Here is a 13,774-nt window from a genome sequence, read left to right on the forward strand (position 1 = left end):
GGACGCGCGACCGCGCGCGCGTCGAACGGGGGGCAATTCGTCGACGCACCGGCCGTCCGAGCGGCCGCCGAACTGACCGGTCGGAGCAGTCGAACGGCCCGTCGGCTGTGACGAACGGGACGATTGGACGGACGAACGGGTTCGACGGTCTTCACCGTCGACTCCGGCCATCTCCGCGGGCGGCCGTCTGACGCGCGTCAGCACGGACGGCGGGTTTATGTGTGACCCGTCACTTGGACGTACACAATGGCGGGCTACGTGTGTACCGTTGCCGGCGGTAAAGGAGGGGTCGGCAAGACCACGACGGCGGTCAACGTCGCGGCGGCCATGGAACAGGACGGGTACGACGTCGTCGTCGTCGACGCGGACCTGGGGATGGCGAACCTCGGCGCGATGCTGGGCGTCGAACCGGAGACGAGCATCCACCAGATCCTCGCGGGCGGACGCGCGGTCAGCGAGGCCCTGACCGACGTGCAGGGCGGGATCACCATCGTCCCCGGCGAGCAGAGCCTGGAGGCGTTCGCCGACGCCGACCCCGCGAAACTGAGCAAGGTCATCAAGACGCTGCGTAACGCCTACGACGTAGTCCTCATCGACACGGGCGCCGGGCTGAGCCACGAGACGACCGTCCCGCTGGGACTGGCAGACGGCGTCGTCCTCATCACGACGCCCGACGACGTGGCCGTCGGCGACGCCATCAAGACCGCCGAACTCGCCGACCGCGTCGACGGCGAGGTCATCGGCACCGTCCTCAACCGGACGACGACCGAGACGGACGTGGAGGCCATCGCCGACCGCTTCGACTCGAAGCTGTTCGCGGTCGTCCCCGACGACATCGAGGCGACCGCCGAGGAACCGCTCGTCCTCAACGCGCCCGACAGCGCGGCCGCCGAGGCCTACCGCCAGCTGACCGAGCGGCTGATCGGCGTCTTCTTCGAGGGCGTCGAGATCGACGAGGTCGAGACCGCCGTCGAACCCGGGTGGTTCGTCGACGGCGAGGAGGAGGAAGACGACGACGACTCCGGCGGCCGGTTCGGACTGTTCGGCTGACCGACGGATCGGGCATTTATTTGACGCGGGCAGTCGAACTCCGCGTAGAGCCGCGCACGCGGCTCTGGATTGGTCCATGGAACTCGACGAATTCGTCAGCGCGAACGCCCCCGACGAGGGCGGCGAGCGCTTCGAACTGGAGAACAGCAAGCTACTCGACATCGACGTGGACGGCACCGTCCTCACCAAGGCCGGCGCGATGGTCGCCTACACGGGCGATCTCTCCTTCACCGGCAAGTCCTCCGCCGAGGGCGGGCTCACCGGCTTCATCAAGGAGAAGGCGACCAGCGAGGGGACGCCCGTGATGGAGGTCGAAGGGCAGGGCCACGTCTACGTGGCCGACCGCGAGAAGAAGATCCAGCTCCTCCGGCTGGGCGACGAGGAGTCCATCTCGGTCAACGGCGAGGACGTCCTCGCCTTCGAGGGCGGCGTCGACTACGAGATCGGGACGATCGGGAGCATCGGCGGCGCGTCCGCCGCGGGGCTCACGAACGTCTTCCTCTCGGGACCGGGAACGGTCGCGATCACGACCCACGGCGACCCGCTGGTGCTCGAACCGCCGGTGCGGACGGACCCCGACGCGACCGTCGCGTGGAGCAGCAACCTCTCGCCGAGCATCAACACCGACCGGAGCCTCAGCGACGCGATCGGGCAGTCCTCCGGCGAGACCTACCAGCTCGACTTCTCGGGGACAGAGGGGTTCGTCGTCGTCCAGCCCTACGAGGAAGGCCCCGGTCGGCAGTGACGATCGGCCCGTAGCGGGTCGCACGACCTCGCGCCCGTCGCCGTCTACGACCGATGCGCGTCGGCGGCCGTCCCGCGCACATTCGTCATTCATATATCCGCCGCTCGAAAACCGGGAGGTATGTATCTCTCCCTGCGCGCGGAGGTCGAGGACGCCCTCGCGGCGGCGCTGACCGCCCTCGACCTGCCGACCGCGGACCTGGGCATCGAGCGCCCGCCGGACGACGTCGACGCCGCCGTCGCCTCCAGCGTCGCCTTCCGGCTGGCGAACGAGGTTGGCGCCCCGCCGCCGAAGGTGGCCGCCGACGTGGCGGCCGAGATCGACCCCGCGAGCTACGACTACCTGGCGCGCGTCGACACGCAGGGCCCCTACCTGAACTTCTACCCGACCGACCGGTACCTCGCCGAGACCGTCGAGCGCGGCCAGTCCGACGAGTACGGCCGCCTGCCCGACCGCGACACCTCGGTCGTCGTCGAACACACCAGCGCGAACCCGACGGGACCGGTCCACGTCGGCCGCGCACGTAACCCGATCGTCGGCGACGCCGTCGCTCGCCTGCTCGATTTCGCCGGCTACGACGTCGACACCCACTACTACGTCAACGACGCCGGCCGCCAGGTCGCCGTGTTCACCTGGGCCTACGAGACCTTCGACGAGGAGGATCTCCCCGAGCCGGAGCGCGAGAAGGCCGACTACGAACTCGTCCGCTACTACCGCAAGGGCAACGAGTTCCTCGAAGACGGCGACCCCCAGGAGGTCGAGGAGGCCGAGGCCGAGATCGAGGCGATCATGCAGGGCCTCGAAGATGACGACGAGGAGGTCTACGAGCGCGTCGAGCGCGTCGTCGACACCGTCCTCTCGGGGATGACCGAGACGCTCGACCGCCTGCCCGCCGCGTTCGACGAGTTCGTCAAGGAGAGCCGGTTCATGCGCGACGGCTCGACCGACGACGTGGTCGAGCGCCTCAAGGCCCTCGACGAGGCCGTCTACGAGGAGGACGCCTGGCAGCTCGACCTCTCGGCGTTCGGCCTGGAGAAGAACCTCGTCTTCCTGCGCTCGGACGGGACGACGCTGTACACGACCCGCGACATCGCCCACCACGAGTGGAAGTTCGACAACTACGACCGCGCGGTCACCGTCATCGGCGAGGACCACCAGCTCACCTTCGAGCAGCTCGACCGGACGCTCGAACTGCTGGACCACGACACCGACCAGCTCGACCAGGTGTTCTACTCCTGGGTGAACCTCCCCGGCGGCGAGGGGATGAGCACCCGCGAGGGGACCGGCATCGACCTGGACGACCTGCTCGACGAGGCCATCGACCGCGCCCGCGCGGAGGTCGAAGACCGCCTCGACGACCGCATCCGCGACGACGACCTCGACGAGGCGGACATCGAGCGCATCGCGGAGCAGGTCGGCACCGGCGCCGTCCGCTACGACATCGTCTCGAAGCAGCCGACCAAGGCCATCACCTTCGAGTTCGAGCGCGCCCTGGACTTCGAGGCGCAGTCGGCCCCCTACGTCCAGTACGTCCACGCGCGCGCCTGCGGGATCCTCGACGAGGCCGACGGCGAGGGGCTCGAACCGGCCGACTCGGTCGACGCCGACCTGCTCGACACGGACGCCGAGCGCGACCTCCTCCGGACCATCGCGCGCTTCCCGGCCGTCGTCGAGGAGGCCGCCGAGGAACTGGAACCCCACCGCGTCGCGACGTACACTCGCACCTTCGCCGAGCAGTTCAACGCCTTCTACCGCGAGTGCCCGGTCCTCTCGGCCGACGACGAGGCGACCCGGCGCGCCCGCCTCGCGCTGGTCGCCGCCGCTCGCGAGACGGTCGGCAACGCCCTGCACCTGCTCGGCGTCGCCGCTCCCGACTCGATGTAGCCCGGCGGCCTCGGCGCGGATCCGTCGTCGGCGTTCCCGGTTCGACCGCGCTCAGAGGCTGCCGAGGGCGATCAGGACCCCGGCGAGCGTGGCGAGCGCGAGCACGAGAAAGACGAAGACCCACCAGCCCGGGACCGGCTCGTCGCCGGCGTCGTCGGTGTCGCCCGCGCTCATCTGTCGACCTCCGACGCGCCGCCGGTCCGGGTCGCGTTCGCCGTGGGCTCTGCCATCGGGAGTAATTGGCGGCGAACGGACTAATATGTGGTGCCGGCCTCGCCGCGGATCGCGCCAGTCGGCCCGGCTGCCGCGATCACAGCCGCCAGCCCGGTTCTCGCTCTCGCCGTCGCCTGCGCTGTCGGTCACGCTCTCGCGGTCGTCGTGTCCGGCGGAGATATATAGCAGTACGTACCGGTAGGAAGGTTTATGGAGCGAACTTAGTCACCGTCTTCACTGCTGACCGGGTATCCACGGACGACCGACGCGGGGTCACGCCCCCGCGTCCAGACCTCACCATGACCGATACCACGCACGACGCCGGCGCGACCGAGGAGACGAGCGAGACGGACTCGGGGGCCGACGCGGCCGTCGAGGCGGCGGACGCCGACGCGGCGGACGGCCCGTCGATCGACGGCCTGGCGCTCGACGAGGCGGTCGAACGCGTCGTCGCCCACGACCGCGAGCGCGACCCGGAGACGGTCCGGGCGTCGCTGGAGTACGTGGCCGCCGACGGCGTCGTCAGCGGGGAGGCCGTCGCGGAGGCGCTGAAGGAGACGTCGAAACTCGTCGCCACCGCGGAGACGCGGACCGAACTCGCCCGGATCGCGCTCGAAGACGCCCGCGAGGCCGCCGAGCCCGTGGCCGACCTCCCGACGGTCGCCGCGCGACTCGACCGCTTCGAGGCCGAGGTGTCCGCCGTCGAGGAGCGAACGGCGGATCTCGGCGAGGTCGTCCAGTCCGTCGTCGACGACAGCGAGGACCCGGAAGCCCGGTTCGCCGTCGCGGACGGCATCCGCCGACTGGAGGCCCGGTCGCGGGCCGTCCAGCGGACCGCCGACGAACTCCAGTTCGACCTCGAAGAATTCGAACGCTGGCTCGACGGCCACGAGGCGCGCGTCGGTGACCTCGGCGACGACGTCGACGCCCTCGCATCGTCGCTCGACGCCCTCGCGGCGGCCGTCGACGACCTGGCCGCCGCGACCGAGGGCGACGGTGGCGACGCGACGGCCGAAGCGGCGACCGGCGACGGTGCGGACGGCGACGCGGACGACGACGCCGGCGTCGCCGCCGTCTGGTTCGACGCCACGCTGCGCGTTCAGGTGACCGGGCTCACGATCGACGACCTGCGGGCGGAACTCGCCGATCTGCGGACCTGGGCGGACCGCTCCCAGGCCGAGGCGAGCGACGCCGGGTCCGGCGACGACCTGGCGTCCCTCGAAGCGCGCCTCGACGACCTCGACAGCCGACGGGGGGCGCTCGACGAGCGTCTCGACGCTCTGGCCGAACCCGCCTGGCGCGAGCGGTTCGGCGACCGCCTGGACGCGTTCGAGCGGGAGGTCGACGCGTTCGCGCCGCCGATCGAGTGGGGCGCGGTGGAGCGAGCGCTCGAAGACAGCCGGTCGGGCCTCGACGGCGACGAGTAGCGAGAACAGTCGCGTCGGCCGAGCGCGCCGGCACCGACGCCGGCGCGCTCGACCCGCGTTCGATTTTCACCGTCAGTAGAGCAACTGCGGGTCGTTTTCGAGCATGTACAGCGTCCGAGCGGCGACGTTGACTGCGTGGTCGCCGACGCGTTCGAGGTCGCGGATCGTCAGCAGGATCCGCGAGACGTCGTCGAGGACGCGCTCGACCGCCCAAGAGTCGTCGCCGGCCTCCCGTTCGAGGAGGTCGCGGACGACCCGCTCGCTCGCGCGCTGACACAGCGCGTCGAGGTCGTCGTCGCGGGCGGCCACGGCGTGGCACGCCGCGGCGTCCTCGGTCTCGTACGCGGTCAGCGCCGCTTCGAGCTGGTCGGAGGCATCGGCGCCGATGGCCTGCACGTCGACCTCGTGAGCGTGGTGTTCGGTCGACAGGGAGTACCGCGCGAGGTTGGTCGCGAGGTCGCCGACGCGTTCGAGGTCGGTGAGGATCTTGAACGAGGCGGCGATAAAGCGCAGGTCCGAAGCGACGGGCTGCTGGAGCGCCAGCAGGTCGACGCAGTCGCCCTCCAGGGTGAGATAGCGGTCGTTGATCCCGTCGTCGGCGTCGATCACGTCGCGGGCGATCGTCTCGTCGCCGCTCTCCAGAGCGGTCAGTCCGTCTTCGAGCTGGGCGATCACGTCCGCGCCGAGATCGAGCACGTCGGCGCGGAGGTCTTCGAGCGCCGTCTGGTACTCGTCTCGCGCCACGGGATCACCCGAACTTGCCGCTGACGTAGTCTTCGACGCGCTGGCTCTCGGGGTTCTCGAAGATCTTCTCGGTGTCGTCGTACTCGACGAGTTCGCCGCCGGTGAGGAACACGGCGGTCTGGTCGGAGATGCGCGCGGCCTGCTGCATGTTGTGCGTCACGACGACGACCGTGTAGTCCTCGGCGAGCTCCTCGACGAGGTCCTCGATCTTCGAAGTGGCGACCGGGTCGAGTGCGCTGGCCGGCTCGTCCATCAGGATCACGTCGGGGTCGACCGCGAGACAGCGGGCGATACAGAGCCGCTGTTGCTGGCCGCCCGAGAGGCCAAGCGCGTTGTCGTCGAGGCGGTCGTTCACCTCGTCCCACAGCGCGGCCTGCTTGAGCGAGCGCTCGACGAGTTCCCGTTCGGCCTCGCTGTCGTCGCGGCCGGTCAGTCTGGCCAGCAGGCTCTTGTCGATGTCGCCGTGCTTGCGCGGGCCGTAGGAGACGTTCTCCCGGATGGACTTGGGGAACGGGTTGGGCGCCTGGAACACCATGCCGACGCGCTTGCGGAGTTCGACGAGGTCGGTCCCCGAACCGTAGATCTCCTCGCCGTCGAGTTCGACCGACCCCGCGACCCGAGCGCTCTTGATCCGGTCGTTCATGCGGTTGAGCGAGCGCAGGAACGTGGACTTCCCACAGCCCGACGGGCCGATGAGCGCGGTGACGCTCTCGCTGGGGATGTCCATCGAGACGCCCTTCAGCGCGTGGTCGTCGCCGTAGTAGACGTCCAGGTCCTCGACGGCGAGCTTCGGTTCCCCCTGGAAGGAGAACTGCGTCCACTCCTCGCGGACGCGCTCGTCGGTCTCGCCGGCGGTCGTCGGTCCGTCGGCGGTGGTCCCGCCGGTGGTCGTCCGATCGCTCTCTGCCGTCGCCGTGTCGCCGAAGCTCTCACTCATAGTTGATCTTGGCTCTGAAGTAGCTGCGCGCGGTGATGCCGACGGCGTAGAACGTCAGCACGACCGTCAGCAGGACGAACGCGGTCGCCCATCCCATCGACGGGGAGCCGCTGACGCCGGCGGCGATGACCGCCCACACCTGCGTGGGCAGCGACGCCGACGCCGACAGTAGCTCCGGATTCGTCACGAACGGCGGATGGCCGACGAACTGGAACCCCTGCAAGACGTGGACGGACTCGGTCGCGTTGAGCGTCGAGCCGAGCACGAGGATCAGCGGCGCCGTCTCGCCCGCGACGCGGCCCACGCCGAGGATGGTGCCGGTGATGACGCCGGGCATCGACGCTGGCAGGACGACGCTGCGGATCGTCTGCCACTGGGTCGCCCCGAGCGCTGCGCTGGCGTCGCGGTACTCGTCGGGCACCGCGAGGATCGCCTCTCGGCTCGTGATGAGCACCAGCGGCAGGAGCATGAACCCGAGGACGAGCATCCCGGCCGCGAGCGAGGTGTCCCCGCCCAGTCGCGGGACGAGGAAGGCCGCCCCGAACAGGCCGAACACGACGCTGGGCGTGCTCCACAGCGCGTTGGTCGCCACCTCGACGACGGCGGTGAACGCGCCCTGCTCGGCGTACTCGGTGAGGAACACCGCGGCGCCGACGCCCAGCGGCACCGCGAACAGGGTCGCGCCGACGACGAGCCAGACGGTCCCGACGACCGCCGGCATGATCCCGCCGGGCTCGGCGCCCAGCGGGATGTACGCCTGCATCGTCATCGGCCACGAGAGCGTGCCCGCGGTCGAAATAGTGACGCCCAGCGCGGTGAACGACGAGCCGACGAGCTGGACGTGCAGGCCGGCGATCGCCGCGAATCCGGTCGCGCCGACCAGTCCGAGCGTGCCGGCCTCGCCGAGCAACCGGCGGGGGAGCGACTCGTCGACCGACTGTCGAGCGAGGCCGACGAGGAGTGCGAACGCCGCGCTGGCGGCCGCACCGGCGAGCGCGACGCCCGGGACGATCGCGGCCGGTCCGACCGACGGGACGGCGCCGCTCGCGGTCTGTAGGACGACCGTCGCGACAAGCAGTCCCAGCCCGCCGAAGACGCCCGTGACGGCCAGCGGCGCGCGCTCGGTGGCGCCCCCGTCGCCGAGCGCGAGGGCGGCCAGCGGCGCGACGGACAGCGCGAACGCGCCGGCGGCGCCGGCGGCGACCAGCGCGAGGCCGAGCGTCCCCGCCAGCGGGAGGCCGAGCGGCGTCGGCCCGACGAGGACGAACAGTCCGGCGAGGGCGAGCAGGGCGCCGACAGCCGCCGGGACGGCCCGGCGGAGCCGTTCGTCGACAGCCGTCGCGGTACCGACGTCGCGCAGCGAGCCGTAGCGCCGGTAGAAGATCGTCGACAGCACCGCACCGACCCCGGCGAGCAGTAGCGACCCGACCGCCGGTTCGGCCGTGACCGCGACCGCCGTGTCGAGCACCTTCGGCTGTCGGTTGACCTGGACGGTGTAGGTGAACGGGTAGCGCAGCGCGCTCCCGGTGGCGAGTGCGCCGGCCAGGACCGCCGCGGCCGCCCCGACGAGCGCGAGCGGGAGCGTCCGAACGAGGTGGCGAGCCCCGGGGTGCCAGTCGGTGCCGCCCGCGGGCGTGCGCGCGAAGGACACCGCGAAGACGAGGGCCGGTGTCAGGAGGACCAGCGCCGAGAGCGCACCGATCGTGAACCCGTGGAGCGCGTAGCCAACGCCCTTGATCGTGACGAAGGCGACGATGGCGACCATCACGCAGATCAGCAGCGCGGCGGTGAGGTCGATGACGAGGAAGGCGCCGTACTGTCGGCCGCGGGCGCCGAAGCCGGCGCGGCACTTCGCGGCCGCCCACGAGGAGAGGATGGCGCCGAGGACGACGAACAGGGGGACGACCGCCCCGCCGGTGAACCCGCCGTCGATGGACGTGGGGTCCCACTGCCAGCCGACGCCGATCAGTGCGGCGGTGATCACGGCGCCGAGCGCCCCGACGATCAGCGCCGGCGGGAGCGTCGATCCGATGTCCTCCCGGGGGAAGATCGTGACCGCGCCCAGCCCGATCGCCGCCGCGAGCGCGACGACGATCCAGGCCGGGGAGCCGAAGCCGACGAGCGACCCGCCGACCGCGCCGCCGAACAGCGCGCCCACGACGGCGAACGACAGGCCCGCCAGCAGGCCCGCCGAGGCGTCGGGCGACGTGTCGACCGCGCCGGTCCGCGAGGCGAACCCCGCGGCGAGGACGCCGGCGGCCTCGACGAGCATGATCACGCCCAGCAGCGTCGCCAGGCGGACGTCGACCGCGAACGCGACCACGGCGAGCGCGGCCGTCGCGACGAGGACCCCGAGCGCGATGCCCCGGACCCGGTCGGAGGTGACCGGGACGACGTTGGCCCACGAGGCGACGCCGACCGCGCCGATCCCGCCGACCGCGACGGCGAGCAGGACGAGCAGCGACCGGCCGAGCGCCGCGCCGCTCGCGTCGAGGGCGACGAGGTCGACCAGCGAGAGCAGCCCCAGCGCGAAGCTCACCACGCCGAGGGCGATCACGCCGTCGAGCCCGCGGTCGTAGGCGTTCGACTCGGCGTTGACGAGCGAGGCGCGTCGGCCGGTGTCGGCGGGCGAGCGCCGCGCCGACTCGGTGGCGTCGCTCATCGTTCACCCCGCAGCTTGCGTTTCATCCGGCGCTCGACGGCCTGAGAGACGACGCTCATGCCGGCGACGATGACGAACAGGAGGACGCCGGCGGCGAACAGCACGTCGAGCGTGCTCTCGGAGGCGCTGCCGTACTGGGTGGCGATGAGGCTCGTCAGCGTCACGCTCGCGTCGAACACGTCGTACAGCGGGTTCGCGAGGCCGGTACCGGAGGCCATGATCGCCGCCACGGCCATGGTCTCGCCGATCGCGCGCCCGAGCCCGAGGATCACGGCCGCCGAGACGCCGGAGAACGACGCCGGGATCGAGATGCTCTTCATCGTCTGCCAGCGGGTGGCGCCCAGCGCCGTCGACCCGTCGCGCATCGACCCCGGCACCGACGAGATGGCGTCCTCCGCCACGGAGACGACCGTCGGCAGCGCCATGATCCCGACGACGATGCCGGCGATGAGGTAGCTCGCGCCGTCGTCGAGGAACGAGTTCTGGACGAAGCCGTTGAGCACCTGGAACCCGATGAACCCGTAGACGATCGAGGGGATCCCCGCGAGCACCTCGACGCCCGGTTTGACCACCGATCGCAGCCCGTCGCTCGCGACCTCGGCGATGAACAGCGCGCCGAACAGGCCGAGCGGGCCAGCGACCGAGCCCGCGATGACCGTCACGATGACCGTCGCCCAGATCGCCGGGATCAGCGAGTACGCGTCGGCCGCCGGGTTCCAGTACTCGTCGCTCGTCGGGAGGACGGCGTCGAGTCCGAAGAACCACTGCACCCGTCCGTCTTGGACCGGGATGATAAACAGTCCGCGGCCGTGTTCGAGAAACGCCGGCGCCGCGCTCACGAAGAGGAAGTACGTGATGAACGCGACCGTGAGCACCGTCGAGACGGTCGCGACGAATCCGAGCGCACGCGCGACGACCGCCTGCGCGACCAGCCATCCGACGGCGGTCGAGACGAGGAAGGCGGCGAGCAGCGGTGCGACGAGCCCCGGTCTGAACAGGAACGCGACCACCGTCGCCGCGAGGGTGCACCCCATGACCCCCATGACCACGTAACTCCCGTCGTCGCCCGGCGAGAATCTGTTTCGGTTCGTTTCGATGTCTTGTTGCATGGAATCTCTATCGAGTACTGATAAACAGTCGGAAAGTGCGAGACTGCCACCTCACTGCGGCCGACTTAGACCTGGTCGGGGAGCTTGTCCATCTGGGCCTTCTGGCGCCGCTTCCCGAGCGTGAAGTAGTCGTTCGGCGCCACGAAGGTGTCCTGCCCGAAGTCGTGGAGGATCATGTTGATGAACGCCGCCTCCTTCATCGAGGTGTCCTTCCACGTGTACATGTGCAGGTCACGCGAGAGGGGGTACTCCTTCGAGTCCAGGCCGTTCTGGTCGTCCTGGTAGCTGTAGGTCGTCCCCTCCCACTCCAGGGAGATTGGCGTGACGCCGTCGGTGTCGAGGAAGGCGAGCGCGAGGTAGCTGATGGCGTTGTCGGCCTGCTTGACCGCCTGGGCGAGGCGCTGGTTCTGGCCGTAGCGGTTGGCGACCTGGGTGTTCTCCTTGGGGTTGCCGTAGACGTTGCTGACGAACGCGGTTCGCGTCCCCGAGCCCTTGACGCGGCCGAGCACCTGGATCTCCTTGTCCGGACCGCCCAGCTCCGACCAGTTGGTGATCTTCCCCTTGTAGAGGTCTTTGAGCTGCTGGCCGGTGATCTTCGTGACGCCGGCGTCGGCGATCTCGCTGGAGACGACGATCGGCTGGCCGTCGACGCCGACGACGTGGTCGACGAAGTTCTCGTAGGAGTCCCGGTCGGGGAGCTCGTCCTCGACGTTCCCCGAGGAGTTACCGATGTCGTGCTGGCCGTTCATGACCTTCTCGACGCCGGTGCCGGAGTGCGACAGGGCGACGGTGACCGTGAACGGCGCGTCGCCGCCGTCGCCGGCCTCGAAGCCGTAGAGGCTCCCCCAGTAGTCGGCGAGGTTCTCCTTCGTGTCGATGTCGTACTCGCCGTGGGGCCAGTACTCCGTGTCGCTCGGGGGTCGGTTGGCGTTCCAGTAGGAGGCCCCGGTGTTCGCGATCGGGTAGACCGTCGAGGAACCGCCAGCCTCGAGCGGACCGGAGTTCGCCATCCCGCTGTCGGTCGCCGTCTGCTCAGGCGTCGGCGTCGGCGTCGAGTCCGAGGAGCCGTCGCCGTTGGAGTTCGAGCCGCCGTCGCTGGACTCCGGCGTGTCCGTGTTGTCGCCGCCGGTACATCCAGCCAGTCCCGCCGCTCCGATCGCACCGGACGTGAGCAAGAACTTTCGCCGCGTTACCCCGTCTGCCGGACGCTCCGAATCGTGCGTCATCACCTGAACGGAGATGGGAGCTAACTAAACGGGTTTATAATAGGTGTATTGGCGGATACGCCCCCGGCCGATCCCGTACTGTCGGCTTTCCCTGTGAACGATCCTCACTGGGCGCTCGGTATCGCTATATAGACCTACTGTCGTGGACGGTGGCCGTCGGTCAGCGCTCGTCGACCAGCGGGAACGCGGCAAGCCGGGCGGCGGCGACGGAGGTCAGCCCGCGCGCCGTCGGCGAGTCGGCGACGCGACGGGCGTGGGCCGACTCCAGTCCCGTGTCGTCGGCGACGGAGACCAGTCGGACCGTCGTCCCCTCCGGCGTCACGTCGGCGAGGAGGTACGACTGCGGGAACGAGCAGGTCGTCGGCACCGTCACCTCGCGGACGCCGCCGGAGACGCCCGTCGTCGGGATGTGGTAGTGGCCGGCGAGCACGAGTTCGACGTCGCCGTCGGCGACCGTCTCGACGAACGGCTCCGGGTCGGCCATCGCGGGGATGTCGGCGAACTCCGGTTCGACGGCTTCGCGGTGGGCGTCCAGTTGCTCGGTGATCGCGGGGAGGTTGTGGTGGACGAGGACGACCGGCGTCTCGGCGGTCTCCAGTTCGTCGGCCAGCCACTCGCGCTGGCGCGCTTCGACGTGGCCCTCGTGGGAGTCGAACAGGCGCTCGGCCGTCCCGGCGCTGTTCAGGCCGAACACGTCGAGTCCGCCCACACGCGTGCGGAAGGACAGCCCGTCCGGCCCGCGCGAGACCGGGTCGTCGGGCGTGTAGCGCTCGGTGAACCGCCCGAGTCCGGGCGTCTCGTGTTCGTCGCGCTCCTTGGGCACGTCGTGGTTGCCGGGGACGGCGAGGAACGGCACGTCGAGGTCGGCGAGCGCCTCGTCGACGGCCTCGTAGTTCCAGGGCTCGCCGTCCTTGGTGAGGTCGCCCGGCGACAGCACCGCGTCGACGTCCCGGGTTTCGATGTCCGCGAGGGCGGCCTCGAAGTGGTCGAGCGTCTCTTCGAACAGCTTCGAGGTGCCCTCGGCCCTCGTCGAGACGTGCGGGTCGGCGACGAGGGCGATCCGGGTGTGCTCCCCGGCCGGCCGGTCGAGGCGCGCGAAGACCGACCCGGGCGCGTCGTCGCGGCCCGTCACACCGTCGTCCGAGCTCGCGGGGCTCATTGCGCCTCCGGCAGGAAGTCCGCGGGGTGGTCGTGGCGGAACGTCGCGAGGTGGGTCCCGTCCAGCAGTTCGACGTGCGAGTAGAGGCGTCCGCGGTCGCGGGCGGCGCCGGCGAGGTCGCTGGCTTCCGGGCGGCTCAGATCGAGCGCGCCGACGAGCAACACGGCGACCCGCTCGTCGGGGTCTTCCACGCGCGTCAGGAGGAAGAGATCGTCCCCGACCCGCTGGCGGAACGCCGCCGAGCGCTCGAACTCGGCGCCGTCGACGGCGGCCGGGAGCGACTCGGCGACGCCGTCGGGCGCGACGTACACCAGCCCGAAGCGGTCGGTCTCGCCGCTGTCCGGCGCGACCGGCGCGAGGTGGCCCGCGCGGACGGTCACGACCTCCCAGTCGTCCGCCCGGAGGGCCTCGGCCATCTCGTTGGCTTCCCGCAACGTGCGACTCCACGCCGACGGGTCGTCGTCGGTCTCGGCGGCCATATGTGACCCTCCGTCTACCGCTACATGTCAGTTCCGGATGCCAACTTCTGACTCGGTATTTCCACTATATACCAAAAATTGGCTCCTATAACTATCCATAAACCGTTTCATAACCTATATCTGCGTTCCATCGAACGGT

Annotated in this window: 12 protein-coding genes; 4 read left to right on the top strand and 8 right to left on the bottom strand. The window is 70.3% G+C overall.

Features of this window, described 5'->3' with window-relative positions:
• Positions 1–246 precede the first annotated feature (246 nt).
• The 3 genes from PSC72_RS14985 (at position 247) to argS (ending at position 3,679) form a co-directional block, all read left to right on the top strand.
• Positions 247–1,050: a MinD/ParA family ATP-binding protein gene (locus PSC72_RS14985; RefSeq protein WP_274322224.1), complete on the top strand. Its 804-nt coding sequence runs from the start codon at positions 247–249 to the stop codon at positions 1,048–1,050.
• A 76-nt stretch (positions 1,051–1,126) separates the two neighbouring features.
• Positions 1,127–1,795 (top strand): AIM24 family protein, encoded by a 669-nt coding sequence (locus PSC72_RS14990; protein WP_274322225.1) that lies wholly within the window; start codon positions 1,127–1,129, stop codon positions 1,793–1,795.
• Between the two features lie 120 nt (positions 1,796–1,915).
• On the top strand, positions 1,916–3,679 hold the full coding sequence (argS, locus tag PSC72_RS14995) for an arginine--tRNA ligase (RefSeq protein ID WP_274322226.1): 1,764 nt from the start codon (positions 1,916–1,918) through the stop codon (positions 3,677–3,679).
• A 51-nt stretch (positions 3,680–3,730) separates the two neighbouring features.
• Here argS and PSC72_RS15000 read toward each other — a convergent pair whose 3' ends face one another.
• Positions 3,731–3,853 (bottom strand): hypothetical protein, encoded by a 123-nt coding sequence (locus PSC72_RS15000; RefSeq protein ID WP_274322227.1) that lies wholly within the window; start codon positions 3,851–3,853, stop codon positions 3,731–3,733.
• A gap of 338 nt (positions 3,854–4,191) precedes the next feature.
• On the opposite strand from PSC72_RS15000, the gene PSC72_RS15005 reads away from it, so the two are divergent.
• Positions 4,192–5,319 carry a hypothetical protein gene (locus PSC72_RS15005; protein ID WP_274322228.1) on the top strand — a complete coding sequence of 376 codons (1,128 nt, stop codon included), beginning with the start codon at positions 4,192–4,194 and terminating at the stop codon, positions 5,317–5,319.
• Between the two features lie 72 nt (positions 5,320–5,391).
• Here PSC72_RS15005 and phoU read toward each other — a convergent pair whose 3' ends face one another.
• The 7 genes from phoU to PSC72_RS15040 form a co-directional block, all read right to left on the bottom strand.
• Positions 5,392–6,063 carry a phosphate signaling complex protein PhoU gene (phoU, locus tag PSC72_RS15010; RefSeq protein ID WP_274322229.1) on the bottom strand — a complete coding sequence of 224 codons (672 nt, stop codon included), beginning with the start codon at positions 6,061–6,063 and terminating at the stop codon, positions 5,392–5,394.
• A gap of 4 nt (positions 6,064–6,067) precedes the next feature.
• Positions 6,068–7,000, bottom strand: coding sequence for a phosphate ABC transporter ATP-binding protein PstB (gene pstB / locus PSC72_RS15015; protein WP_274322230.1), 933 nt, complete (start codon positions 6,998–7,000; stop codon positions 6,068–6,070).
• A complete protein-coding gene (pstA, locus tag PSC72_RS15020) occupies positions 6,993–9,662 on the bottom strand; it encodes a phosphate ABC transporter permease PstA (RefSeq protein WP_274322231.1) in 2,670 nt (889 codons plus the stop codon). The genes pstB and pstA overlap by 8 nt, the downstream gene beginning before the upstream one ends.
• Positions 9,659–10,771 carry a phosphate ABC transporter permease subunit PstC gene (gene pstC / locus PSC72_RS15025; RefSeq protein WP_274322232.1) on the bottom strand — a complete coding sequence of 371 codons (1,113 nt, stop codon included), beginning with the start codon at positions 10,769–10,771 and terminating at the stop codon, positions 9,659–9,661. Before pstC ends, pstA begins: the two co-directional genes overlap by 4 nt.
• A 65-nt stretch (positions 10,772–10,836) precedes the next feature.
• On the bottom strand, positions 10,837–11,997 hold the full coding sequence (locus PSC72_RS15030) for a substrate-binding domain-containing protein (protein WP_274322233.1): 1,161 nt from the start codon (positions 11,995–11,997) through the stop codon (positions 10,837–10,839).
• Positions 11,998–12,157: 160 nt separating this feature from the next.
• Positions 12,158–13,156, bottom strand: coding sequence for a metallophosphoesterase family protein (locus PSC72_RS15035; RefSeq protein WP_274322234.1), 999 nt, complete (start codon positions 13,154–13,156; stop codon positions 12,158–12,160).
• On the bottom strand, positions 13,153–13,635 hold the full coding sequence (locus tag PSC72_RS15040) for a DUF7529 family protein (RefSeq protein ID WP_274322235.1): 483 nt from the start codon (positions 13,633–13,635) through the stop codon (positions 13,153–13,155). Before PSC72_RS15040 ends, PSC72_RS15035 begins: the two co-directional genes overlap by 4 nt.
• Positions 13,636–13,774 lie beyond the last annotated feature (139 nt).

This window comes from Halosimplex aquaticum (assembly GCF_028747785.1).
GTDB classification, from domain to species: domain Archaea; phylum Halobacteriota; class Halobacteria; order Halobacteriales; family Haloarculaceae; genus Halosimplex; species Halosimplex aquaticum.

Bases quoted from the DNA above. Each gene is read 5' to 3' on its own strand.
- pstC (WP_274322232.1), bottom strand. From the start codon at position 10,771: ATGCAACAAGACATCGAAACGAACCGAAACAGATTCTCGCCGGGCGAC.
- PSC72_RS15000 (WP_274322227.1), bottom strand. From the start codon at position 3,853: ATGAGCGCGGGCGACACCGACGACGCCGGCGACGAGCCGGTCCCGGGC.
- argS (WP_274322226.1), top strand. From the start codon at position 1,916: ATGTATCTCTCCCTGCGCGCGGAGGTCGAGGACGCCCTCGCGGCGGCG.
- PSC72_RS15040 (WP_274322235.1), bottom strand. From the start codon at position 13,635: ATGGCCGCCGAGACCGACGACGACCCGTCGGCGTGGAGTCGCACGTTG.
- PSC72_RS15005 (WP_274322228.1), top strand. From the start codon at position 4,192: ATGACCGATACCACGCACGACGCCGGCGCGACCGAGGAGACGAGCGAG.
- pstA (WP_274322231.1), bottom strand. From the start codon at position 9,662: ATGAGCGACGCCACCGAGTCGGCGCGGCGCTCGCCCGCCGACACCGGC.
- pstB (WP_274322230.1), bottom strand. From the start codon at position 7,000: ATGAGTGAGAGCTTCGGCGACACGGCGACGGCAGAGAGCGATCGGACG.
- PSC72_RS14990 (WP_274322225.1), top strand. From the start codon at position 1,127: ATGGAACTCGACGAATTCGTCAGCGCGAACGCCCCCGACGAGGGCGGC.
- PSC72_RS14985 (WP_274322224.1), top strand. From the start codon at position 247: ATGGCGGGCTACGTGTGTACCGTTGCCGGCGGTAAAGGAGGGGTCGGC.
- PSC72_RS15035 (WP_274322234.1), bottom strand. From the start codon at position 13,156: ATGAGCCCCGCGAGCTCGGACGACGGTGTGACGGGCCGCGACGACGCG.
- PSC72_RS15030 (WP_274322233.1), bottom strand. From the start codon at position 11,997: ATGACGCACGATTCGGAGCGTCCGGCAGACGGGGTAACGCGGCGAAAG.